22 protein-coding genes are annotated in these 23,719 nt (G+C 71.2%); 8 read left to right on the forward strand and 14 right to left on the reverse strand.

Annotation, left to right across the window (positions count from 1 at the left end; translation table 11 throughout):
• Positions 1–190: 190 nt before the first annotated feature.
• The 4 genes from IE107_RS13420 to IE107_RS13435 are packed head-to-tail and all read right to left on the reverse strand — an operon-like array spanning position 191 to position 3,772.
• Positions 191–1,384 (reverse strand): ABC transporter permease, encoded by a 1,194-nt coding sequence (locus tag IE107_RS13420; RefSeq protein ID WP_189543966.1) that lies wholly within the window; start codon positions 1,382–1,384, stop codon positions 191–193.
• Entirely contained in the window at positions 1,381–2,106 is a 726-nt protein-coding gene (locus IE107_RS13425; RefSeq protein ID WP_189543967.1) for an ABC transporter ATP-binding protein, read from the reverse strand. Before IE107_RS13425 ends, IE107_RS13420 begins: the two co-directional genes overlap by 4 nt.
• On the reverse strand, positions 2,106–3,236 hold the full coding sequence (locus IE107_RS13430; RefSeq protein WP_189543968.1) for a peptidoglycan-binding domain-containing protein: 1,131 nt from the start codon (positions 3,234–3,236) through the stop codon (positions 2,106–2,108). Before IE107_RS13430 ends, IE107_RS13425 begins: the two co-directional genes overlap by 1 nt.
• A gap of 2 nt (positions 3,237–3,238) precedes the next feature.
• Positions 3,239–3,772 carry a hypothetical protein gene (locus IE107_RS13435; RefSeq protein WP_189543969.1) on the reverse strand — a complete coding sequence of 178 codons (534 nt, stop codon included), beginning with the start codon at positions 3,770–3,772 and terminating at the stop codon, positions 3,239–3,241.
• Positions 3,773–3,966: 194 nt separating this feature from the next.
• Between IE107_RS13435 and IE107_RS13440 the strand changes: the two genes are divergently transcribed.
• Both IE107_RS13440 and IE107_RS13445 read left to right on the forward strand, forming a co-directional pair.
• On the forward strand, positions 3,967–4,623 hold the full coding sequence (locus tag IE107_RS13440; RefSeq protein WP_189543970.1) for a response regulator transcription factor: 657 nt from the start codon (positions 3,967–3,969) through the stop codon (positions 4,621–4,623).
• A gap of 65 nt (positions 4,624–4,688) precedes the next feature.
• Positions 4,689–5,867: a sensor histidine kinase gene (locus IE107_RS13445; RefSeq protein WP_189543971.1), complete on the forward strand. Its 1,179-nt coding sequence runs from the start codon at positions 4,689–4,691 to the stop codon at positions 5,865–5,867.
• 57 nt (positions 5,868–5,924) lie between these two features.
• Here IE107_RS13445 and IE107_RS13450 read toward each other — a convergent pair whose 3' ends face one another.
• On the reverse strand, positions 5,925–6,236 hold the full coding sequence (locus IE107_RS13450) for a hypothetical protein (protein WP_189543972.1): 312 nt from the start codon (positions 6,234–6,236) through the stop codon (positions 5,925–5,927).
• A gap of 65 nt (positions 6,237–6,301) precedes the next feature.
• On the opposite strand from IE107_RS13450, the gene IE107_RS13455 reads away from it, so the two are divergent.
• The 3 genes from IE107_RS13455 to IE107_RS13465 all read left to right on the forward strand — a co-directional run bounded on the left by IE107_RS13455 (position 6,302) and on the right by IE107_RS13465 (position 8,583).
• Complete coding sequence (locus IE107_RS13455; protein WP_229866893.1) at positions 6,302–6,529, forward strand: hypothetical protein; 228 nt, start codon at positions 6,302–6,304, stop codon at positions 6,527–6,529.
• A 309-nt stretch (positions 6,530–6,838) separates the two neighbouring features.
• On the forward strand, positions 6,839–7,708 hold the full coding sequence (locus IE107_RS13460; protein ID WP_189543973.1) for an aldo/keto reductase: 870 nt from the start codon (positions 6,839–6,841) through the stop codon (positions 7,706–7,708).
• 29 nt (positions 7,709–7,737) lie between these two features.
• Entirely contained in the window at positions 7,738–8,583 is an 846-nt protein-coding gene (locus IE107_RS13465; protein WP_189544068.1) for an ABC transporter ATP-binding protein, read from the forward strand.
• Positions 8,584–8,590: 7 nt separating this feature from the next.
• Here IE107_RS13465 and IE107_RS13470 read toward each other — a convergent pair whose 3' ends face one another.
• From IE107_RS13470 to IE107_RS13495, 6 genes are all read right to left on the reverse strand, one after another.
• Complete coding sequence (locus tag IE107_RS13470; RefSeq protein ID WP_189543974.1) at positions 8,591–8,983, reverse strand: nuclear transport factor 2 family protein; 393 nt, start codon at positions 8,981–8,983, stop codon at positions 8,591–8,593.
• Complete coding sequence (locus tag IE107_RS13475; RefSeq protein ID WP_229866894.1) at positions 8,980–9,585, reverse strand: DUF1697 domain-containing protein; 606 nt, start codon at positions 9,583–9,585, stop codon at positions 8,980–8,982. The genes IE107_RS13470 and IE107_RS13475 overlap by 4 nt, the downstream gene beginning before the upstream one ends.
• Positions 9,586–9,673: 88 nt before the next feature.
• Positions 9,674–10,876: a S8 family peptidase gene (locus IE107_RS13480; RefSeq protein ID WP_189543975.1), complete on the reverse strand. Its 1,203-nt coding sequence runs from the start codon at positions 10,874–10,876 to the stop codon at positions 9,674–9,676.
• 300 nt (positions 10,877–11,176) lie between these two features.
• Entirely contained in the window at positions 11,177–12,670 is a 1,494-nt protein-coding gene (locus IE107_RS13485; protein ID WP_229866895.1) for an ABC transporter substrate-binding protein, read from the reverse strand.
• Complete coding sequence (locus tag IE107_RS13490) at positions 12,670–13,509, reverse strand: carbohydrate ABC transporter permease (protein WP_189543976.1); 840 nt, start codon at positions 13,507–13,509, stop codon at positions 12,670–12,672. The genes IE107_RS13485 and IE107_RS13490 overlap by 1 nt, the downstream gene beginning before the upstream one ends.
• Positions 13,506–14,477 (reverse strand): carbohydrate ABC transporter permease, encoded by a 972-nt coding sequence (locus tag IE107_RS13495; RefSeq protein ID WP_189543977.1) that lies wholly within the window; start codon positions 14,475–14,477, stop codon positions 13,506–13,508. Before IE107_RS13495 ends, IE107_RS13490 begins: the two co-directional genes overlap by 4 nt.
• 104 nt (positions 14,478–14,581) lie before the next feature.
• Between IE107_RS13495 and IE107_RS13500 the strand changes: the two genes are divergently transcribed.
• Positions 14,582–15,448 carry a phosphotransferase enzyme family protein gene (locus tag IE107_RS13500; RefSeq protein ID WP_189543978.1) on the forward strand — a complete coding sequence of 289 codons (867 nt, stop codon included), beginning with the start codon at positions 14,582–14,584 and terminating at the stop codon, positions 15,446–15,448.
• A gap of 36 nt (positions 15,449–15,484) precedes the next feature.
• Here the strand turns inward: IE107_RS13500 and IE107_RS13505 are convergent, their stop codons facing one another.
• Positions 15,485–16,216, reverse strand: a complete 732-nt coding sequence (locus IE107_RS13505; protein ID WP_189543979.1) for a 3'-5' exonuclease — start codon at positions 16,214–16,216, stop codon at positions 15,485–15,487.
• A 78-nt stretch (positions 16,217–16,294) separates the two neighbouring features.
• Positions 16,295–17,527: a DUF5919 domain-containing protein gene (locus IE107_RS13510; protein ID WP_189543980.1), complete on the reverse strand. Its 1,233-nt coding sequence runs from the start codon at positions 17,525–17,527 to the stop codon at positions 16,295–16,297.
• A gap of 396 nt (positions 17,528–17,923) precedes the next feature.
• On the opposite strand from IE107_RS13510, the gene glgX reads away from it, so the two are divergent.
• Both glgX and treY read left to right on the forward strand, forming a co-directional pair.
• Entirely contained in the window at positions 17,924–20,089 is a 2,166-nt protein-coding gene (glgX, locus tag IE107_RS13515; RefSeq protein ID WP_189543981.1) for a glycogen debranching protein GlgX, read from the forward strand.
• A gap of 90 nt (positions 20,090–20,179) precedes the next feature.
• Positions 20,180–22,576, forward strand: a complete 2,397-nt coding sequence (treY, locus tag IE107_RS13520; protein ID WP_189543982.1) for a malto-oligosyltrehalose synthase — start codon at positions 20,180–20,182, stop codon at positions 22,574–22,576.
• Here the strand turns inward: treY and IE107_RS13525 are convergent.
• Positions 22,536–23,591: a cytochrome P450 gene (locus IE107_RS13525; protein WP_189543983.1), complete on the reverse strand. Its 1,056-nt coding sequence runs from the start codon at positions 23,589–23,591 to the stop codon at positions 22,536–22,538. The genes treY and IE107_RS13525 overlap by 41 nt on opposite strands.
• Positions 23,592–23,719 lie beyond the last annotated feature (128 nt).

The following is a 23,719-nucleotide window of genomic DNA, read 5'->3' on the forward strand; positions in this document are numbered from 1 at the left end:
CGACCGTCGCCGCTCCCGGGCACGGTGCGTGGCCTGGGAGCGGCGAGGCATGGGATCTCCGGGTGCGAACTCATGTCGAGCTTGAATCGCCCGTACGGGTCTACATGGGTCCGGAGAAGCGGCGCATGGGCATCGGCGGACACCATGACCGCGTGTCGGGGCCAGTCTGCAACCTCGGAGGCTCCGGGTGTCAGGCCGAGCGCAGGGCGTCTGTCGGGGACACCCCGGCTGCGCGCAGTGCCGGGTAGATTCCGGCGACGGCCGCCACCAGTACCGACACCAGGGGGCCGGCGATGACCGTGTAGAGCGGGATGGAGGCGGGCCAGCCCTGTACGAGGGTGTAGCCGTAGACCGCGAGGCCGCCCACGAACAGCCCGCCGACTCCTCCAATGAGGCCCATCAGTACCGCCTCGATGAGGAACTGAACGGCGATCTGGCCACCTCGGGCGCCCAGCGCGCGGCGCAGTCCGACCTCACCGCGGCGTTCCATCACTCCCACGACCATGGTGTTGGCGATGCCGACGCCGCCCACGAGCAGGGCGACCGCAGCGAGGGCGAGGACCAGTCCGGTGAGGGAGTTCTTGGTCTCGGCCCGTGCCGTGTACAGGTCGGAAGGGCGGCTGACGGCGACCGTGCTCGGGTTGGCGGGGTCGGCGGTGGCTCCGGCAACGGTCTGTACGTCAGGGACGCATTCGGGGTGGGCCCTGAGGTAGACGATGGCGGCGGTGCCGTCCGCGCCCAGGTGGGCGGTGGCCTCGGGCCAGCCGACCAGGGCGGCGGTGCCGAGCTCGGGTGCGAGCTCGTTCGGGGCCAGGATTCCGGTGACGACGAACCACTGTCCGCCCAGCCAGACCCGCTCGCCCGGCGCGGTCACGCCGAGCCGGAGTGCGGCCTGGTTGCCGAGCACGGTCACCGGGAGGTTCTCGCTAGCCCTGTCCAGCCAGTGCCCGCTCTGCAGGGTGGCGTGCAGGACGTCGAGCAGGTTGAGCCGGGCGGCCAGTACGGTGAGGCTGTTGGTCTGCTGCGCTGGGACCAGGTCGTTGCGGTAGACCTGGGCTTGGGTGGCCCCGGTCGCGGTGACCTGTTGCACGGGGGCGATGTTGGCGAGCATCTTCTCGGCCGTGGGCGGCAGCGGCACCGGCTTCTGGTCGGCGCCGTTGCCGGGGGCGACGGTGATCAGGTTGGAGCCGAGCCGGTCCAGGCGCTCCAGCAGGTGTGCCTGGTTGGAGGCGGAGATCCCGGTCACGGCGATGACGGCGGCGATGCCCAGGGAGATGCCGAGCGCGGACAGGGCGGAGCGCATCTTGCGGGTGCGTGGTCCGATCATGCCGAGGCGCAGCGTGTCTGTCGGGCGCAGCCGGGTGCGTCGCAGGGGTGGCGTCATCGGACAGCTCCTGCGGGGTGCGGGCCGCGTTCGTCGAAGTCGATGCGGCCGTCGTGGAGGGCGATTCGCCGGGGGAAGGAGGCGGCCAGCTCGCGGTCGTGGGTGATGACGACGACCGTGGTGCCGTTGGCGTTCAGGGTGCGCAGCAGTTCGACGACAGCGGCGCCGGAGACGCTGTCCAGGGCCCCGGTGGGTTCGTCGGCGAGCAGTAGTGCGGGGCGGCCGACGAGGGCGCGGGCGATGGCGACGCGCTGCTTCTCGCCACCGGAGAGCTGGTCGGGGTGGTGGCGGAGTCGGTGCCCGAGGCCCACCTCGCGCAGGGCTTCGGCGGCTCTGGCGCGCCGGAGTGAGGCGGGGACGCCGCTGTAGAGGAGGCCGGTGGCGACGTTCTCGACCGTGGTGAGCCCGGACAGCAGGAAGAACTGCTGGAAGACAAAGCCGATCCGGTGGGCGCGCAGGGCGGCCAGCTCGGGGTCGGAGAGCGCGGACAGGTCGCGTCCTTCGAAGTGCAGCTTCCCTGCAGTGGGCCGGTCGAGGGAGCCGAGCAGCGCGAGGAGGGTGGACTTGCCGGAGCCGGAGGGGCCGACGACGGCGAGGAGTTCTTCGGCTTCGACGGTGAGGTCGATGCCGTGCAGGATGCGCAGCGGCGGTGATCCCGGGTACTCCTTGGTGATGCCGGAGAGTTCCAGCACGGGTGCCCTGCGTGGTGGCTGATGGGGCATCACTTCGGGATCACCACCTGGGCGCCGGCTTGGACGTCCCCGGTGATCTGCGCCTTGGCGTCGGCGACCAGTCCCAGCTGGATCCTGACAAGCCGGGTGGTGGTGCCGCTGACGACCTGGACTCCGTAGCCGCCGCCGTCCAGCGCGAGCAGCGCGGTGACGGGGACGATGAGCGCATCGCTGACAGTCTCGCCGACGACAGTGACGGTCACGGAGGAGGGCCCGGCCTGCTTGGCCTGCCGCTGGTGGTCCAGCGCGATGGTGACGGTGGTCTTGTCCGCGCCACCGGAGCCGTCCGAGCCGTTGTCCCCGCCGTCGCCGGAACCGCCGCGGAGCAGTGAGCGAATACGTCCGTTGATGGTGCTGCCGTCGGCCAGCTTCACCGTCACCCGGCCGTTGGGCTTGAACTGGGAGAGCTGGTTGTCGGCGGGCTGCGCGGTGGCAACCAGGTCGGTGCCGGACACAGTCATGACCGCGATGGACCCGAGGGCCGAGCCGAGCCGTGCGCCGAGCTGCTGCACCCGCACGGCCGCCTGCGGCAGCATGACGACACTGCCGAGCGTGACCGTCCCCGTCTGCTTCTCACCGAGGGCCTTCTGCCAGCGCTTGACGGCGGTGACGGCGGCAGGGGTGAACTTCTGATCAGCCGCCAGGCCGAGTCCGTCGGCGTAGCCGAGCTTGATCAGGTTGCGTTTGAGCTGTTCGACGTCGGGTCCGTCACTGATCTCGGGGCCGAGGTCGCGCCACATCGGCCGGTCCCCGGTGAGCAGCACCACGGGCCGTCCGTCGACTTCATAGAACTTCGCTCCCGCCTTGACGACGGCACCGACGGCGGGCAGGGCAGTGATGGTTCCGTGGCCGGAGGCGATGACGGGAGTCGGGGTGTCGTAGCTGAGAGCGCCGCCAACCTGGATGCCGGTGGACAGCGAGCCCTTCTGCACCGCGACGGTTCCGTGGCTGACGGACGGCTGCGGGGAGGCGGTGCCGTGGTGCTCCCAGGGACGTATCGCGGCGAGCGCACCCGAGCCGCCGAGCGCGGCGACCAGGACGAGCGCGACGACGACCTTACGGCGCTTTTTCCGCGCGGGGGCGGGCGAGGCGGGGGCGGTGGTCTCAACAGTGCGGTTCATGATCACTGACCGATCGAGTAGCCGGGCATCGGGAGCTTGCCGCAGGCTGGCTGGATGGCGTCCCATTTGGCGGTGTTGAGCGATTTCGCCGGGAATTTGAGGATGCCGGTCTTGGGGTCGGGGTCAGGGATGTCCGCGTAGCCGTTCTTCCGCGCACACGCGACAAAGGCGCGCGCCTGTTCGACGACCTTCTCGTTGCCCTTCGGCTGGACCTGGTGGATGCCGGGGACCTTGGCGTCGCAGACCTTGCTCGACGCGTCGAAGCCATTGGCCGAGCCGGGACTTTCGACACCGGTTCCGATGGCCGGGAAGGTGATGTTGCCGTCCTTGTCCTGCTCGACGCTGGTCTGCCCCTGCTTGTGCATGCAGTCCACCCAGGCCCGCCGGACCGCGTCGTCGTCCTGCGGCTTGCTCTTTCCCGTGCCGTCGCCTCCGGCCACGCTGGGCGCCGCGTCGCCGGAGGAGCAGCCGGTCATCATGAGCGCCGCGGTCACGGCGGTCGCCGCCAGTACGGTTCGTACAGCCTTGGTACGCATTTCGTGGTCTCCCTGCTGGATTTCGACATCGACCTCGGCATTTCTACGGACCGGCGAGTTACGCACCGGTGAGTGCGTGCCTAACCACCGGCTAACGCCCGCCGAGGCATCGTTGCCCAAGAGGGCCAGGACAGGCCGGCACGGGGCAGGACAGCGCAGCGCAGAGCGCGGCGAGTGGAGTGGAGTGGAACAGAATGCGAGTGCTGATCGTCGAGGACGAGGTGGACCTGGCCGCGATGCTCGCCGAGGGCCTGCGCGCCGAGGGCATGGTCTGCGAGGTCGCCCACGACGGCGCCCGCGCGCTCGAAATGACGGCCGCCGCCGAGTATGACGTCCTGGTCCTGGACCGGCACCTGCCCAAGCTGAGCGGGGATGCCGTCTGCCGGGCCCTGAACACAGCCGGCTACCCGGCCAGAATCCTGATGCTCACCGCCGCCGGTGCCCTCGCCGACCTGGTCGACGGCCTCGGCCAGGGCGCCGACGACTACCTGGCCAAACCCTTTTCGTACCTGGAACTGATCGCCCGGCTGCGCGCGCTGGGCCGCCGCTCCCCTGCCGGCAGCAGCGCCACCGTGCTGAGCAGGCACGGCGTCAACCTGGACACCGTGCGCAGGGTCGCCGAACGCGACGGCCGGCCACTGAAGCTGACACCCAAGGAGCTCGGAGTGCTGGAACTGCTGCTGGCCGCGGACGGCGCCCCCGTCCCCACCGAGCGGCTGCGGGACAGCCTGTGGGACGCGGCGCTGGACCCGGCCACCACCGCCGTCCGGGTCACCGTCCACTCGCTGCGCCGCAAGCTCGGCGACCCGCCACTGATCACCAACGACCCCGGCTACGGGTACCGGCTGTGAGCCGAGCCCGGACCGGTCGCCGTCTCTCGCTGCACGCGCTGCCTCTGCGCAGCCGATTGACCCTGATGACCACGACGGTCTTCGCTGTCCTGGGCAGCGGACTGCTCCTGCTGAACTGGCTGAGCGCCCGCCAACTCCTGAAGGACAATCGCCACCGCATCGATCCCGCGAGTGTGCTCGCTCCCGCCCAGACGGAGCCGAGCCCCACCGCCACCCCGCAAGGCCCCTCGATCCCCGCCGCACTCACCAGTCCCGCTCAGCGCTTCGAAGACTTTCAGCACACCGTCCTCAGCGATCTGATGCTGCGCTCCCTGCTGTTGCTCGCCGTCTTCACCGCACTCGCCGGGCTGCTCGCCTGGTGGGGCAGCAGCTGCTCACTGCACCGCCTCAGCCAGGTCACTGCTGCGGCCCGGCGGATCAGTACCGGCAGCACCCTGGACGAACGGCTCGGCCTGACCGGCCCGCACGACGAGGTCCGCGAACTCGGCGACACCTTCGACACCATGCTCGACCGCCTGGACCGCAGCTTCACCGCTCAGCGCCGCTTCACCTCCCACGCCTCGCACGAACTGCGCACCCCGCTCACCCTCCAGCGCACCGCCCTGGAGATCCCACTCGCGCAAGGCCGGGTCCCGGCCGACCTGAGACCCGCCTTCCAGCAGGCGCTGGACGCCAACGCCCGCAGTGAACACCTGATCGCGGCACTGCTGACACTGGCACGTGGCGAGAGCGCACAGCTGACGCCGCAACCGGTCGACCTCGAGGATGCCGCCAGGGACGCCTTGGCGGACCTGGCCGACGAGGTCCGGACGGCAGGCATCCGGATCACCGCCGACCCGGGGCCCGCCCCGGTCACGGGCGACCCCTCACTGCTCCGGCAGATCGCACTGAACCTGCTGGCCAACGCTGTGCGGCACAACCACCGCGACGGCACGGCGACGGTGATCACCGGCACCGTCGGCGGCCTTGCCTTCATCGAAGTCGGCAACACCGGCCCGGTATTGGACCCGGACGAAATCCCCGCCCTCTTCGAACCGTTCCAGCGCGGTCGGGAACACCGCAGCGACGGGACCGGGCTGGGACTGGCCGTGGTCCGGGCGATCACCCTGACCCACCACGGCGAGCTCACCGCCACCCCACGCCCCGACGGCGGCCTCACTGTCCGAGTCGAACTGCCCACCACACAAATGGAACAGGTCCCGCAGAGTCCGGCCTCTGAGAATCCAACGTTTCGGAACATCTGATCTCCGCCGGTACAAGGCGCGCGCTGTATCCCGAGTCGCTGACCAGAAAAGTCACTCTCAGTGTTCCGCTTCGAGAGTATTCGGCGGTATCGAGTATTGCTCGCCACCAGCAGTCACAGCATGGCCCCGTCGGCCGCTCATGGGGACGGACGCCGGGTGGCCATCTGCTGCTGGAACGTCGCGCAGGAGAATGTCTGCTTTGCTGCACAGTAGGGCGTGTGCCATGAGCTGGTGGGCATGGTCGAGATCGATCACGTGTTGCTCGATCTCCCCGAGCTTGCTCCGGATCACCGCCTGCCTGCGCGGCCGGTCCCGCTGGAACTCGCCGATCTCGGTCAAAGTCAGGCCGGCCTGCTGAAACTTGCGCAACAGCGTGATCCGCTGCGCGGCCTCGGGCGGATGGCGTCGCTGTCCGCCCTGACGCTCGGGCGCGGGTGCAGCAACTCGTCCACTTCGGGCAACTGCTGGCTCTCGGCCGGGCAGATCCCGCCCGACTGCACGCCTGCGGCGCACTCCACGCCGGAGCCGCTCTCGCCGACCTCGTCGGGGTCGGCGAGAGCGCACTGCTCACCTCGGGCGCGCTGGCCTACGCGCTCGGCATCGAAATCGTCGCTGAACTCCAGCAGGCAGGCGAAGGCACGGCACGTTCAGAGTCTCAATAATCAGCTGAACACAGGCGGGCAAGGCCGAAGCCACCGAGCGCGGTCGCCTCGCCTGCGTAACCCACAGGGAGTGGCTCCCGCGCGCTCGCCCGACCGTCCACTTCTGCTGATCGGTTGGCTGCCTTGCCCGCCTGCACCGCCCGCAAGCACAGCCGTTCCAGTGGAAGTTCACCACCACCGGCCTGGACGATCTGCTGGCCCGGCTCGACCGACACACGCCCGCCGACCGACAAGAAGAACCCTCCGCCCCGCCGCCAACCTGGTCAACCCCCGAAGGACTTCCGGAGCCGACCACTTAGTGTTCTCGTCATGTCTTCCCTCTCGCCCGTTCCCGATGACGTGTTCCTGCTCGGCGGCGAACTGCCCGTACGCCGGCTCGGCTACGGCACCGCCCAGCTGACCGGCCCCGGCTACTGGGGTCCGCGCGGTGAACGGCAGGACGCCGTGGCGGTGCTGCGGGCCGCCGTCGAGCAGGGCGTCACGCTCGTGGACACGGCCGACAACTACGGTCCGGGGCTGGCCGAGGAGCTGGTCGCCGAGGCGCTCCACCCGTACCGCGAGGAACTGGTGATCGCGACCAAGGGCGGCGTGGTGCGCACCAGTGACAGCGCCTGGCACATCGCGGGCCGGCCGGAGCAGCTGCGGGCGATGTGCGAGGCCAGTCTGCGGCGGCTGCGGACGGACCGGATCGACCTCTACCAGCTGCACCGGCTGGACCCCCGGGTGCCGATGGCCGACCAGCTGGGCGCTCTGGATGCGCTGAGGCAGGAAGGTAAGATCCGGTACATCGGTCTGGACACCCTCACCGCCGACCAGCTGGAGCAGGCGCTCTCCCTGACCGGGATCGCCTCGGTGCAGAACCGCTTCAATCTCCTCGACCGTTCGTCGGACGCGGTGCTGAAGGTGTGCGAGGCCCACGGCCTGGCCTTTCTGCCCTGGTTCCCGCTGGCGAACGGCGCTCTGACCGGCGACGCCGCCGCGGCGCTCACCGGCATCGCCGACCGGCACGGTGCCACCCGCGGGCAGATCGCCCTCGCTTGGCTGCTGCACCGGTCCCCCGTGCTGTGCCCGACCCCGGGCACCGGCTCGCCCGCCCATCTGGCGGAGAACCTGGGGGCCCGGGAGATCCCGTTGTCCGCCGAGGACCTGAGCCGCCTGGAGGCGCTCGCACCCGCGTGAAGGAGCACTCGCCCGTGACCACCCCCCGTATCACCCCCGCCGTCCTCCCCGCCCCGGCCGCCGCTCCCGAGCCGGGTGCCGCCGCCCCGGTGATCCGGGCCGACGCCGTCTCGCTCGTACGGGACGGCAATGTGCTGCTCGACTCGGTCTCGCTGACCGTACGCAGCGGCGAGCACTGGGCGCTGCTCGGTGCCAACGGCGCCGGGAAGAGCACGCTGCTGGGGCTGCTCGGCGCGGTCAACCACCCCACCCGGGGTTCGGTGGAGGTGCTGGGACGCACCCTCGGCCGGGTCGATCTGCGGGAGCTGCGGTCACTGCTCGGGCATGTCGATCCGCGTCATCCGCTGCGTTCCCCGCTGTCGGTGCACGAGGTGGTGCTGACCGGTCTGACCAACTCGGTCGAACCGGTGCCGCGCCGGTCGGTGAGCGAGGAGCAGCTCGACCGGGCGGAACGGCTGCTGAAAGTGCTCGGCATGGGCGGCAAGTCGGGCTCGCGCTGGCCGGCGCTGTCGCAGGGTGAGCGGGGCCGTACGCTCATCGCCCGCGCCCTGATGCCGCAGCCGCGGCTGCTGCTGCTCGACGAGCCGGCCACCGGACTCGACCTCGCCGCGCGCGAGCAGCTGCTCGACAGTCTGGACGTGCTGCGGGAGGAACACCCCGAGCTGGCAACCGTCCTGGTCACCCATCACCTGGAGGAGCTGCCCGCCTCCACCACGCACGCGCTGCTGCTGCGGGGCGGCCGGTGCGTGGCCACGGGCCCGGCGGACGAGGTACTGACCACGGACCGGGTGAGCGACTGCTTCGGGCATCCGGTGCGGATCTCCCGTACGGACGGCCGGTGGGCGGCTCGGGCGCAGCGCGTCGCCCGTCGCTGACCGGTGCTCAGCCGTCGGCGCCCGGAGCGGTGTCGGTGGCACCGAACGGTGTGGCCTGGTTGAAGTAGAGCACCCAGCCCGCGTCGGTCAGCCGCCACACCGAACTGCGGTGGGCGAGGCGCCCCTTCGTCTCGGTGTCGTAGGTGAGGTGGACGAGGTCGTCGGCGAGCTGGACGCCGCTCATCCGGGACGCGGTGAGCGGGCCGGGGCGCGGGGCGTCCGCCGCGGTGAGCGAGGCGATCATGGTGTCGCGGTCCCAGACCCGGCCGGTGTAGTCGATCTCGCGGTAGTCGGGGTGCAGCAACTGGGTGAGGAGTTCGGCGGAGGCACGCACGGCCGGATCCAGGAGGCGCAGCTCGCCCTCGACCGCGGCGGCCACGCCGGGCGACGGTTCGGTCATGTGCAGGCTCCGTCGTCGTGCGTGGGTGCCGTGGTCCCCGTGGGTGCCGTGATCTGCGTGGATGACGTCATCTCCACCAGCTTGACCACAGTGTTCCAGTTGCGCGAAGTGGCGACGAGGCCCTTGGTGACGGAGGAGCGGGACAGCGCCTCGGCGAGCTTCGAGCGGCCCAGTCCGTCGGGGGCGTAGAGGTAGAGCGCGCGGTCACCGAGGCCGAATGCCTCGGGGAGGAAGGCCGCCGGGTCGATCCGGGCGAAGCGGCCGGCGTCGACCGGCTGGTCGTAGTAGGTGATGTGGAGCTGTTTTCCTTCGAGTCCGGCGGCCGGGAACGGGCAGGCCGCCGCAACTGCCGCCAGGTAGGCACCGTCCCGGACCAGACAGGGGACGGGGAAGCCGAAGCGCTTCTCGATGGCCTGCTCCAGTTCGGCGGCGAGTGCGTTCTCGTCGTCCGACGCGCTGCTGAAGACGGCGTTGCCGCTCTGCAGGTGGGTGCGCACGTCTCCGTGCCCCAGTTCGTCGAGCAGCGTACGGAGTTCGGCCATCGGGACCTTCTTGTGGCCGCTCACATTGATCCCGCGCAACAGCGCCGCGTACATCGTCATGGGCACACCATAAAACGATCCCTTCGCACGATGCGGCCGCCGCGCCCCGTGGGGGAGGGCGCGGCGGCCGGTCACGGCTGAGGAACGGTTACTCGACGACCTTCAGCAGCTTGTTCGGCGTGCCCTCGGTCGCGTTGGAGATCGCGTCGGGGGTGGCCCCGTCGGTCAGCGCCGTGGCGACCTCCTCGGGGGTGGCGTCCGGGTGACCGGCGAGGTAGACGGCGGCGGCACCGACGACGTGGGGGGTCGCCATGGACGTGCCGGAGATGGTGTCGGAGCCGTCGTCGCTGTCGTTCCAGGACGAGGTGATGTCCGATCCCGGGGCGTAGATGTCCACGATCGAGCCGTAGTTGGAGAACGACGACTGCTCGTCGTCCACCGTGGACGAGGCGACCGTGATGGCCTCCGGGACGCGGGCCGGGGAGCTGTCGCTCGCGTCGGTGGACTCGTTGCCGGCGGCCACCGCGAAGGTGACACCGGAGGCGATGGCCTTTTGGACCGCGGCGTCGAGCGCCTCGTCCGCGCCGCCGCCGAGGCTCATGTTGGCGACGGAGGGGCCCTCGTGGTTCTCGGTGACCCAGTCGATGCCGGCGACGACCTGCTCGGTGGTGCCCGAGCCGGAGTCGTCGAGCACCCGGACGGCGACGATCTTGGCCTTCTTGGCGACGCCGTAGGTCGCACCCGCGATGGTGCCCGCCACATGGGTGCCGTGGCCGTTGCCGTCGTCGGCGCTGTCGTCGTTGTCCACGGCGTCGTAACCCGAGCTGGCCCGGCCCTCGAACTCGTTGTGCGTGGTACGGACACCGGTGTCGATGACGTACGCGGTGACACCCTCGCCCGCGCTGTCCGGGTAGGTGTACGCGTTGTCGCCGGCCGTCTCGGTCTGGTCGATCCGGTCCAGCCCCCAGGACGGCGGGTTGTCCTGGGTCTCGTCGATGTGGAACTTCTTGTTCTGGACGACCTTGGAGACGGCCGGGTCGGCCGCCAGGCGCTTGGCCTCGGTGAGCGAAAGGCCGCTGGCGGAGAAGCCGTTGATGGCGGAGCTGTAGTTCCGCTGCAGCTTGCCGCCGTACTCCTTGGCGAGCTTCGCCTTGTCGGCCTTCTGGTCCAGCATCACGATGTAGCTGCCGGAGACGGCGTTCGCCGCGTCCGCGCCGTAGACGAGGCCCATCGCGGGGGCGGGGGCCGCGCCGGCGAGGGAGGTGTTGAGCAGGGTGACTCCGGCGGCCGCGGCCACGGCGGTTATCGCCGCGGTCAGCTTGATCCGGCGTGCGCGCTTGTGAATTGCCATGAAGAGGGGTCTCCTCGTCATTCTTTGTGGGGGGATTGACCCCCGGCCGGAAGATCTCCGGGGGCTGGCTCGAAACCCTCGCCGATTGACGCGCCCAGATCAAGACCTTCATGCGGCTGTGACTTACTCAACAAAGTTACGTAATAAGAAACCGGCCAGCCGCACCCAAGTCGGGCACGGTCGCCGCAACATCCGCCGCGCGCACCGGGCTTGCGGCACGACCGGCATACTTCGCACGCGGGAAGACGAACCGCGCCCGACTGTACGTACGGGGGCGACGGCTTGATTCCATTCCCGTGTTCACAGAGCTCTCACGTGGTGACCACGTTGAGGTCGGCTTCGGACGACGCGGACCTCGCAGACCCGCATCGGCCCGGCGAGCGGCATCTTCGCGGCGGTCCGGTGGACACCGATCGGCTCTCCGAACCAACCTGTCCGGCACGGCGGCGGAAGCGTTGAAGAGCCGTCCGCCGCCGCACCGTCCGCGAGAGCGCCTCGGCGCTGATAGCGGGCCAGGACCCGGTTCCCGTCGTCGACCAGACGCTTCCTCAGCTCCTGTGCCCCGATGGCCCCGCTGTAGTACTCCTGGAGGGCGGGCGTGGCGACCTTGTCCTTCCACTCCGGGTAGCCGCGCACCGACTGGGCGGGCGCCGGCCGCAGCGCCTTCGCGACGGCGACACCGGTCGCCCAGCCGTTCTCGGCGGTGTGAAGGGACGGGTCGGCGAGGGCCGCGGTGCCGGTCGGAAGCATCCAGTCGCCCTTGGCCAGGCGCACCATGTTCGCCGGCCGGAGCAGGAAGTCGATGAACTGCGCGGCCTCCCTCTTGTGCGGGCTGGCCTCCGAGACGGACAGCGTCTGCGGGCTCACGCCCTGGGCGAGGCCCGCACTGCCCGCGGGGGCCGGCAGGACCGTCCACTCGAAGCCCTCGGGTGCCTGCTCGACGACCTGCTGGCGGTACGAGAAGCCCAGCGGCACCATTGCGTACTTGCCGCCGAAGAACCCGGGCAGGGTGTCGGAGCCACCCATGCCGAGTGCGGTGCGCGCAGCGCTGTGGTCGGTGTTGACCTGGTCGCGGATGGTGCCGGGGACGACCTGGTCGCCCTCCCCCGCGCGGATGGTCACCCTGCCGTCGGCGCCACGGTGGAAGAGCTGCCCGCCGCCGGAGAGTCCGAGGTTGAGGGTGACGGAGACCGGCTCCTTGAGCGGCCAGGCGACGCCGTACCGCCCCTTGCCCGTCAGCTCCTCGGTGATCTGCCGGAACTCGGCCCAGCTCCAAGGCTCGTCGGGGGTCGGGACGCGAACCCCGGACTCGGTGAGGATCTTGGTGCTGGCGATCAGGACGCGGGGTTCCTGGAGGAACGGCACACCGTAGACGCCGTCGCCGAAGGTGGTGGTGGACCAGCTCTGCTGCGGGATGTCGGCGGTCAGCCGGCCCGGGAGGAGCCCGCGCAGGTCCGCGAGGTAGCCGCTGTGGGCGAAGTCGGCCAGGTCGTCGGATGCGTCGTGGATGATGTCCGGGGCCTCGTCGCCCTCGAAGGAGGTCAGCAGCTGGTCGTGGACGGTGTCCCAGCTGCCCTGGACGTAGCTGACATGGATGTCCGGATGGGCCTCGTTCCACTCCTTCACCAGCTGTCTGTTGGCCTCGACGGACTCCTTCTGCCAGGCCAGCGACTGGAAGCTGAGCTCGATCCGCCCGCTTTCGCCCCGGTCGTCGTCCGTCCCGGCGCAGCCGGTGAGCAGCAGGGCCAGCACGGTGGCCGTGGCGGCGGCCGCCGTCCGCAGGGATGCCCGCATCAGCTCTTCACCGCCCCGGCCAGCATGCCGCCCGTGATCCGCCGCTGGATGACCGCGAAGATCACCAGCGAGGGGAGGGTGGCGAGGAACGCGGCGGCGGCGAGCGGCCCGAGATCGGCCGCGCCCTCCGCACCGATGAAGTGGGTCAGTACGACCGGCAAGGTCTGCTTCTCCGGGGTCTTGAGCAGGACGAGCGCGAAGAAGAGCTCGTTCCACGCGGTGATGAAGGCGAAGAGCGCGGTGGCGACGATGCCGGGGGCCAGCAGTGGAGCCGTGACGGAGACGAGGGTCCGTACCCGGCCCGCCCCGTCGACCGAGGCGGCCTCCTCCAGCTCGACGGGCACGGCCCGCACGTATCCGGCCAGCATCCAGAGCGCGAAGGGCAGCGCCCAGACGACGTACACCATGATCAGCCCCCACAGGGTGTTGATCAGACGGAGGTTCTTCAGGATCAGGAAGAGCGGGATGATCAGCAGGACGAGCGGGAACGCCTGGCTGATCACCACCCAACCGGTGGCCGCCGTCGAGAGCCTGGAGCGGCGGCGGGCCATCACGTACGCCAGGGGCGTGGCGACGACGACCGCGATGAGGGCGGCGCAGACCGCGGCGACCAGCGAATTGGCGGCGGCCTGGAGCAGCGGCTGCTCGTCGAAGGCCTTGCGGAAGTTGTCGAGCGTCGGCTGGTCGGGGATCCAGGTGGGGTGCAGGGAGCCGAGTTCACGCGCCGGTTTGAAGGCGGTGGAGACCAGCCAGAGGAACGGGAACGCCAGGAAGACGAGATAGCCGAGCAGCGCGGCGTACTGTCCGGCGCGTGCGGCTGCGCTGGTGCGCATGCTCATCGGTCCTCGCCTCCCCCGAGCCGGCCGGCGAGATACACCGCGAGGATCACGGAGATCACCGCGACCATCACACAGCCCATCGCAGCGGCGTATCCGAACTGTCCGTAGTGGAAGGCCTCCTCGTACGCGAAGAGCATCGGCAGCCGGGTGCGCCCGCCGGGCCCGCCGTTGGTCAGTACGTAGACCAGCGCGAAGGAGTTGAAGTTCCAGATGAAGTTGAGCGCGGTGATGGCGAGCGCGACCGGTCTGAGCACGGGCCAGGTGACGGTACGGAAGCGGCGCCAGGCACCGGCCCCGTCCAGCGCGGCCGCCTCGTGGAGCTCCTGCGGGGTGTTCTGCACTCCGGCGAGCAGGGCGACAGTGGTCTGGGGCATGCCCGCCCAGACGCCCACGACGATCACGGCGGGCAGGGCGGTGGCGAGTCCGGTGAGCCAGTCCCGGCCGTCGCCGAGGCCGAGATCGCGGATGGTCTCGTTGAGGAAGCCCGCGTCCGGGTGGTAGACGAGCCGCCACATGAGGCCCACGACCACCTCGGGCATCGCCCACGGAATGATCGCCAGCGCCCGCGCCAGCCAGCGCATCCGCAGATTCTGGTTGAGCAGCAGGGCGAGGCCGAGGGCCAGTACGAACTGGGGCACGGTGACGCCGAACGCCCACACCAGGCCGATCCGGAACGAGTCCCAGAAAAGGGTGTCGTGGAGCAGGTCCTGGAAGTTCAGCCCGCCCACCCACTGGGTGGAGCGGGTGCGGCCGGACTGGGCGTCGGTGAAGGCCAGCGCGATGCCGTAGAGCAGGGGGCCGACGCTCAGGATGAGGATCGGGATCAGCGCGGGCAGCACCAGGAACCAGGCTCCGGCGCTCCGGCCGGACGGCCTGGGCCGCTTGTCCTGCGGGGAGCCGGGCGGGCCGTGTCTCTCGGTACGTACGGTTGCACTCGCCAATGTCACGAATCTGCCCCCTTGCGTCATTCGATCGGTTTCATACCGTTCTGGCCGCTCAGGTGGCCTCCGTCATCGTGCTGACGGGCCGTCGGTTCGTCAAGGCAACCTGCACGGATGCGAAAATCGGAGCCATGAACGAGATGCGCGCGCGTGAGGTGCTGACCGCTGCCGGACTGTCCGGCGGTGCGGAGCTGCTCGCGCTGGGTGAGAACGCGGTGTTCGCCGTCGGCGACCTGGTGGTCAAGGTCGGCCGGGACGCCGTGCGGCACCCGGAACTACGGGACCGGGCCGAACGCGAGGTGGCCGTCGCCCGGTGGCTGGCCGACTCGGGCGTACCCGCCGTGCGGGCCGCCGAGAGCACGGCGCGCCTGGTGGAGGGCCACCCGGTGACCCTCTGGCACCGGCTGCCCGACGCCGTGCGCCCCGCCGAGCCGCGGGACCTGGCGCAGCTGCTCACCCTGGTGCACGCGCTCCCCGCCCCGGACGGCCTCGGTCTGCCGCGCCGTGAGCTGCTGGGCGGCGTCGAACGCTGGCTGCGGCTCGCGGGCGACGCGATCGACCCGGCCGACGCCGACTATCTTCGCGAGCGCCGCGACGGTTTCACGACGGCGGCCGCCGCACTGGTCCCGCATCTGCCGCCGGGGCCGATCCACGGCGACGCGCTGCCCCGCAACGTCCATGTCAGTCCGGACGGGCCGGTGCTGGTCGATCTGGAGACCTTCTCCTCGGATCTGCGCGAGCACGACCTGGTGGTGCTCGCACTGTCCCGGGACCGCTACGGTCTGGCGCCCGAGGCGTACGACGCCTTCACCGCCGCGTACGGCTGGGACGTCCGCGAGTGGGAGGGCTGCGCGGTGCTTCGCGGGGCCCGGGAGACGGCCAGCTGTGCCTGGGTGTCCCAGCACGCCCCGGTCAACCCGAAGGCCCTCACCGAATTCCGCCGCCGGGTGGCCTCGCTGCGTGACGGCGACACGGCCGTGCGGTGGTATCCGTTCTGAGCGCTGCCCCCTGAACCCGGCCGCGGGGCCGGACCGTCAGCCGGCGGCCACCGGGGCCGGCTCCCGCAGCGGCCAGTGGCCGTCGACCACCGCGTCGGCGGTGCCCTTGCGGCGCAGGAACTGCTGGAAGTCCGCCGCCCATTGCGCGTACCACTCCACCTGGCGCTCGTGCAGCTCGGCGGCGTTCAGCCCGGCGACCGAGCCGTGCCGCTCGGCTATGGCGTACGCCACCCGGACCGCGGCCAGCGCGTCCGCCCCCGCGTCATGGGCTCCGCCGTGCACCACGCCGTACTCGACGCAGACCGCCTCCAGGTTGCGCTTGCCCTTGCGGTAGCGGTCCACGGCCCGGTCGATGGTGTACGGGTCGATGACCGGCCCGATCCCCGCCCCGTCGAGCCGGTCGCTCAGCGACGGCAGCCCGTGCCGCTGCAACTCCGCCGTGAGCAGCGTCAGATCGAAGGCCGCGTTGTACGCGACGACCGGCACGCCCCGCCGCCAGTACTCCGTGAGCGTCCCGGCGATCTCGTCGGCCACCTCACGCACCGGCCGGCCCTCCGCCGCCGCCCGCTCGCTGCTGATGCCGTGGATCGCCGAGGCCTGCTCGGGAATCCGGATGCCCGGATCCGCCAGCCAGGTGCGCTGCCGCACCGGCTCCCCGTCCCTGCCGTCGACGCCGACGACCGCGGCCGTCACGATCCGGGCCTCCAGCGGATCCGTACCGGTCGTCTCCAGGTCGAAGCCGACCAGCGCCTCCCGGTGCCAGCTCATCCCGTACCTCCTTCGTGGTGCTCTCCCCCAGGTGACGACCACCCTCGCACGCACCACTGACAACGCGGTCGCGGCCCCTCAGGAGACGGGCCGGGAGTCCGCCCACACGGACTCGAATTCCTCGCGGTACGTCTCGAACAGCCCGTGCTCGTTGTCCTGCCCCGCCCGGACCACGGCACGCCCGCCGCCACGCAGCACCAGCACGGGCGCCTCCATCCCGCGTGCGCGCCGCAGATAGGTCTGGACGACCCCCACCGCGTCCGTCCCGTCGCCGTCCACCAGATAGGCCGTGAAGCGCGGGGTCTCGTCGAACACATGGATCTCGAAGGCGCCCGGGTCGCGGAGCTTGGAGCGGACCCGGCGCATATGGAGGATGTTCATCTCCACCGACCGGCTCAGCTCGCCCTTCTTCAGGCCCAGCTCCCGCTCCCGGCGCTTGACCGCGCTGCTCGCCGGGTTGATGAAGAGCAGCCGCACCCGGCAGCCCGACTCGGCGAGCCGGACGAGCCTGCGGCCGGAGAAGTTCTGCACCAGCAGATTGAGTCCTATGCCGATCGCGTCGAGCCGGCGCGAGCCGCCGAAGAGATCCTCGGCCGGCAGCTGCCGCTGGAGCCGCACCCGGTCGGAGTGGACGGAGACCACGTCCGCGTACCGGTCGCCGACCAGCTCCTCGACGGCGTCGACCGGGAGCCGGTCGGCCGAGGGGACCGCCGCGCCGCTGCCCAGGATCTCCAGGAGCCGGGCGGAGGCGCGCTCGGCCTGGGCGAGGACCGCCTCGTTCAGGGCGCGGTTGCGGGAGACCACGTTGCGGGCGACCTCCAGCTCGTCGAGCGCCAGCTCCACCTCGCGCCGGTCGTCGAAGTACGCCTCGAAGCACGGCCAGTGCTGGACCATCAGCTCACGCAGCTGAGGCAGCGTGAGGAAGCTGAGGACGTTGTCGTCGGCCGGGTCCAGCAGATAGCCCTTGCGGCGCGAGACCTCGCGCACCGCGACGGCGCGCTGCACCCACTCCTGCCCGGCGGGGCCGGCGGCGGCGACCACCCAGTCCTCGCCGTGCACCGGCTCGTAGACGGGCCGGAGCACCGCGGCGACCACGGCACGCAGCCGCTGCTCCACGAGATTCAGCCAGATGTAGGCCCGCCCGGCCCGCTGCGCGCGCGTACGCACCTCGCTCCAGACGTCCGCCCCCCAGTCCAGTTCCGCGCCGATCTCCATGGGCTGCGCAAGTGAAACCGCCCCTGGCGGGACATCGGTGGATTCCCCCTCGTGACCTGGGTCACCTGGGGGCAGCTCGAAGCCTCCCGAGCTCACCCGCGCACCGCCTTCCACTCCCCCACCAACGATCAAGGAAGGGTACTCCGGGAGCGGGAGGCGATGCAGCCGGATGCAGATGCTGCTTCGTCAACTCCCCCATGACGCAGGGATGTTCCCAGCGGCGAGATCTGCCGTAGTGAGGGGATTCATAGTGATTGAGACCCCCTTCCGGAACCCGGTACCGGGCGGGAGCCGGGGCCGGGGGTCCGGACCCCGGTTCCGGGCGACACGGAGAGGCCCGATGTTGACCGGACCGCGTGACGTCCTAGGTAGGCGCACCTGTTTCGGGGAAGATCTGGCGCAAGGGCCTGTCCGGAGGATCGGGGCCGGACAGGGCCCGGGGCGTGTCCGCAAGCTCCAGGCACCGGGATCAGAAGTGGAAGAGTCGAACCTATGCAGGTCTGGCCGGGACAGGCGTATCCCCTCGGTGCCACGTACGACGGCGCCGGGACCAACTTCGCGGTCTTCTCGGAGGCCGCCAGACGCATCGAGTTGTGCCTGCTGCACGACGACGGTTCCGAGACGGCGGTGGAGCTCAGGGAGACCGACGCCTTTGTCCGCCATGCCTATCTGCCCGGTGTGATGCCCGGTCAGCGGTACGGATTCAGGGTGCACGGGCCGTACGAACCGGAGCGCGGCGCCCGCTGCAATTCGGCCAAACTGCTGCTCGACCCGTACGCCCGTGCCGTCGCCGGGCAGATCCGGTGGGGCGAGGCGGTGTACGGCTACCCGTTCGGCCGGCCCGACGCGCGCAACGACCTCGACTCGGCGCCGCACACCATGACCTCGGTCGTGGTCAACCCGTACTTCGACTGGGGCGACGACCGGCGGCCCCGTACGGACTACCACCGCACGGTGATCTACGAGGCCCATGTGAAGGGTCTGACGATGCTCCACCCGGGGCTGCCGAAGGAGCTGCGCGGAACCTACGCGGGGCTGGCCCATCCGGAGGTGATCGCCCATCTGACGGAACTGGGCGTCACGGCGATCGAACTGATGCCGGTTCACCAGTTCGTCCAGGACCACCGGCTGGCCGACGCGGGGCTGGCCAACTACTGGGGCTACAACACCATCGGTTTCTTCGCCCCGCACAACGCCTACGCCTCCTGGGGCGACCGCGGCGAGCAGGTACTGGAGTTCAAGCAGGTCGTGCGGGCGCTGCACCAGGCCGGCATCGAGGTGATCCTCGACGTGGTCTACAACCACACGGCGGAGGGCAGCCACCTCGGTCCGACGCTCTCCTTCCGGGGCCTGGACAACGCCTCGTACTACCGACTGGCGGACGACCAGCGGTACTACACGGACACCACGGGGACCGGGAACTCCCTGCTGATGCGGTCGCCGCACGTGCTCCAGCTGATCATGGACTCGCTGCGGTACTGGGTCACGGAGATGCATGTGGACGGCTTCCGCTTCGATCTGGCGGCCACCCTGGCCCGGCAGTTCCACGAGGTGGACCGGCTGTCGTCGTTCTTCGACCTGGTGCAGCAGGACCCGGTGGTCAGCCAGGTGAAGCTGATCGCCGAGCCGTGGGACGTGGGAGAGGGCGGCTATCAGGTGGGGAACTTCCCGCCGCTGTGGACCGAGTGGAACGGCAAGTACCGGGACACCGTGCGGGACCTGTGGCGGGGCGAGCCCCGGACCCTCGCCGAGTTCGCGGGACGGCTGACCGGGTCGTCGGACCTGTACCAGGACGACGGCAGGCGGCCGCTCGCCTCGATCAACTTCACCACCTGTCACGACGGCTTCACGCTGCACGACCTGGTCTCGTACAATGACAAGCACAACGAGGCCAACGGCGAGGGCAACCGGGACGGCGAGAGCCACAACCGGTCGTGGAACTGCGGCGTGGAGGGGGACACCGACCGGCCGGAGGTCCTCGATCTGCGGATGCGGCAGATGCGGAACTTCGTCGCCACGCTGATGCTGTCGCAGGGCGTGCCGATGCTGAGCCACGGCGACGAGTTCGCGCGTACGCAACGGGGCAACAACAACGCGTACTGCCAGGACAACGAGTTGTCGTGGGTGCACTGGCCGGACCCGGCCGGGGCCGCGGCGGACGACGCGGACGAGGCCGGCCGGGACGGGGCGAGCGGCCCCGGCAGCAGTCTGCTGGAGTTCACCCGCGCGATGGTGTGGCTCCGCCGCGACCATCCGGTCTTCCGGCGCCGCCGGTTCTTCCACGGCCGTCCGGTCGAGGGCACCCACGACGAGCTCTCGGACATCGCGTGGTTCACCCCGGAGGGCCGCGAGATGACACAGCGGGACTGGCAGGCCGCGCACGCCAAGGCGCTGACGGTCTTCCTCAACGGACACGCGATCTCGGAACCGGGGCCGCGCGGCGAGCGGATCTCCGACGACTCGTTCCTGCTGATGTTCAACGCGAGCGCCGAGACGCTGGACTTCTGCGTCCCGGTGAACCACGGCCGGCAGTGGCTGGTGGTGGTCGACACGGCCCGCCCGGTCGGGGTCATGCCCGGCTCGGGCCCGAAGGTGGCGGCGGGCGATCGGGTGACGCTGGTCGGACGCAGCATGGCGGTGCTGCAGCGGCCCGCGTAGGGCGTGTCCGAGCGGCCGGGGACACCGCCGGTCGAGCCCTTTGCGGCGTTCCGTGACACAGAAGCCACCAGGCCGGGTACGAACGTCCGCATGACGCCCACCGCCACCTACCGGCTCCAGCTCCAGCCCGACTTCCCGTTCTCGGCCGCCGGACATGCCGTGCCGTATCTCGCCTCGCTCGGCGTCTCCCATCTTCACCTGTCCCCGGTCCTCGAAGCCGTGCCCGGCTCCCGGCACGGCTACGACGTCGTCGACCACGGCCGGGTCCGCGCCGAGCTCGGCGGTGAGGAGGGGCTGCGGGAACTGGCCCGCACGGCGCGCGGGCACGGTCTCGGGCTGATCGTGGACATCGTGCCGAACCACATGGCCGCCGTCCCCCGCCACAACCACGCGCTGCGGGAGGTGCTGCGCGAGGGCCCCGGCTCCCCGTACGCCCGATGGTTCGACATCGACTGGGCGGCGGGCGGCGGCAAGGTGCTGCTGCCGGTGCTCGGCGGGCGGATCGGCGACGAGATCGGCAGGCTCCGGGCGGACGGCGATGTGCTGCGCTACGGCGAGCAGGAGTTCCCGCTGCGGACCGGCACCGCCGGCCTGCCGCTGCCCGAGCTGCTGGACGCCCAGCACTACCGGCTCGGCTGGTGGCGGCTGGCCCGTACCGAGCTGAACTACCGGCGCTTCTTCACCATCTCGGAGCTCATCGGGGTGCGGGTGGAGGACCCCGAGGTCTTCGCCGCCACCCACGGAAAGATCCTTGAACTGATCCGGGACGGTGTCGTCGACGGGTTGCGCATCGACCACCCCGACGGGCTGGCCGACCCCGCGGCCTACCTGGAGCGGCTCTCTGCGGCGACCGGCGGCCGGTGGACGGTGGTGGAAAAGATCCTCACCGGCGGCGAACCACTGCCCGCGGACTGGGCCGTCGCGGGGACGACCGGCTACGACGTGCTGCACCGCGTCGACGGCCTGTTCGTCGACCCGATGGGCGCAGCGGAGCTGGTCGGCCGCTACCGGGAGTACGCGGGCCCCGCCGGCGACCGCGGCGGCAACTGGACGGCGACCGTGCGCCGCGCAGCGTACCGGGTGGTGACGCACGAACTGGCCGCCGAGACCGAACTGCTGACCCGGCTCGCCGTACGGATCTGCGCGGACGACCCCGCACTGCGCGACCACGCCCCGTGGACGCTGCACGCGGCGGTGCACGAACTGCTCGTGCGGGTACCGGTCTACCGCCCGTACGCGACGGCCGGCGGGCCTTGCACGGCTACGGCCGAGCAGACGCTGCCGGATGCGGTCGTGCGGGACGCGAAGGCGATGTTCGCCGTCGCGGAGGAGGCCTCGGCCGTCGACGTGGTCCGGGAGCTGGCGCTGGGACGGCTGGGCGAGGGGCCGGAACAGGCCGCGTTCTGTGCCCGGTTCGCCCAGACCGCCTCCGCGTTGCGCGCCAAGTCGGTCGAGGACATGGCGTTCTACCGGTACGTGCCGTTGGTCTCGGCCAACGAGGTGGGTGGTGACCCCGGGCAGCCCGCGGTGGCGCCGGAGGAGTTCCACGCGTTCTGTGCCCGGCTGGCCCGCGACCGGCCGGCCACCGGCACGGTGCTGACCACCCATGACACCAAGCGCAGCGCCGATGTGCGGGCCAGAATCGCGGTGCTGACGGAGTGCCCGGAATCGTGGTCCGGGCTGCTGACGGAGCTGGAGCGGACCACCCCGGCCACCGCGCCCGACGCGCAGCTCGCCTGGCAGGCCTGGCAGACGGCCGTGGGCTGCGCGAAGCTGCCGCACGGCGAGATGGCGGCGCGGCTGGAGCCGGCGCTGCTGAAGGCGGTCCGCGAGGCGGGGCTCTTCACCAGCTGGACCGAGGCCGACCCGGCGTACGAGCGGGCGGTGACGGACTTTGTCGCGGCCGGGCCGGCCGCCGGCTCCGGTCCGGTGCGCGAGACCCTGGAGCGGTTCGCGAACACGCTCGACCCGTATGTGCGGGCCAATGTGCTGGGGGCGGCGCTGGTGCATCTGACGATGCCGGGTGTGCCGGACCTGTACCAGGGCACGGAACGGGAGTACGTGGCGCTGGTCGACCCGGACAACCGGCGGCCGTTCCGCGAGCCGCCCGGGGACGGGGCCCTCGGCGAGAAGCGCGAGCTGACGGCGGCCGCCCTGCGGCTGCGGCGCGAGCGGCCGGAGGTGTTCGGCGAGTCCGGTACGTACGCCCCGCTGAGCGCCTGTGGTCCGGCGGCCGCGCACTGCCTGGCGTTCTGCCGCTCGGGCGAGGTGGTCACCGCCGTGACCAGGCTGTCGTTGCGGCTGGCGGAGTCGGGCGGCTGGCACGACACGGAACTGACGCTTCCGGACGACGGGCCGTGGACCGATCTGCTGACACCCGGGCGCGAGTTCGCCGGGGGCTCGGTCGCGCTCGCCGAGCTCTTCGCCGGACGGCCGGTGGCGTTGCTCAGCCGGGCCGGACGAGCAGGGCCCGCGGACCGCGGGTGAGCAGCCCGGAACCGGCCGGGCGGAATCCGTCCGCCCAGCGGAGCCGGGGCATCGCGTCGAGCAGCGCGAGCAGCCCCTGACGGGCCTCCAGCCGGCCGAGCAGGACGGCCGGGCACGACGCGGGACCGGTGAGGGACCGGCCCTGGTCGCGGCGGAAGGGGTCGAAGACGTCGGGTGCGGCGAACCGTTGCGGGTCGCGGCCGGCCGAGCCGATCAGGCAGGCGACGTCCGCCCCGGCGGGCAGTGTGCCGCCGCTGAGGGCGACCTCGGTGACGGTGCGGCGCAGCACCACCTGGACCGGCGGGTCGCGGCGCAGCGACTCGGTCCAGGCCCGGTCGGCCAGGGCCGGTTCGATACTCAGCGCGGCGAGGAGGTCGGGGGCGTCCAGCACATTGGCGAGGAAGGAGGCGAGCGCCCTCTCGCGCAGGCCGGTGTGCCGGGTGCAGGGTGTGGCGGCGGTGCCTGTCCCGCTACCGGGCAGCCGGTGCGGCCGGGGGCTCGCCCCGGGGGTGGCGCCGACTGGCAGCCAGCGACAGAACTCCTCGACGAGGTCCGCCTGTTGGCGTCCCGCGATCCGGCGTGCGAGGACGTACGCGGTTCTCTCGATCCGCGCTGCCATGTGAGGTGGTACCGGGCCGGGGTCCGGGATGTGACGTGGCACTGATCCGGCTGCGGCTGCGTGCGGCCGACGGGGGGCGCAGAGGGGGCTGCCGTGGCAGAGGCCGAGCGGGGCGGGGCCGCCACGGGGTGCGGTGTCGTGCGGGAGTCCGGCGAACCGGGGGTCGGTGAGTGCCGTGGCCACGTCCGCGTACCGGCTGACCAGCCAGGCGCCCAGGGGCACGTCGTAGCTGAGCGGGTACTCCTCGCGCAGGACCCGGTAGAACCGGTACGGATCGTGCGCCGCGCCGGGTGCGAGCAGGCTGGGGCCGGTGCTCCGGCGGGAGCCGCACGTCGTCCTGCCGGTCCGGCGTCCGCGTCGCGGTGCGGATATGCCTTCCGGCGCGTCGGCCTGCATCGGTACCCCCGGGGCGTCAGGGCGCCGGTGTGCGGCGCGGCTTCCCCCAGCGGACCACCGGCGGCGGCATCACGCATCCGGCGTACGGCCGTCCGGGTGGCGGCGGAACGACCGGCCGGCTCCCGGGC

Origin of the sequence: Streptomyces gelaticus, assembly GCF_014649535.1 — a bacterium.
Taxonomy (GTDB): domain Bacteria; phylum Actinomycetota; class Actinomycetes; order Streptomycetales; family Streptomycetaceae; genus Streptomyces; species Streptomyces gelaticus.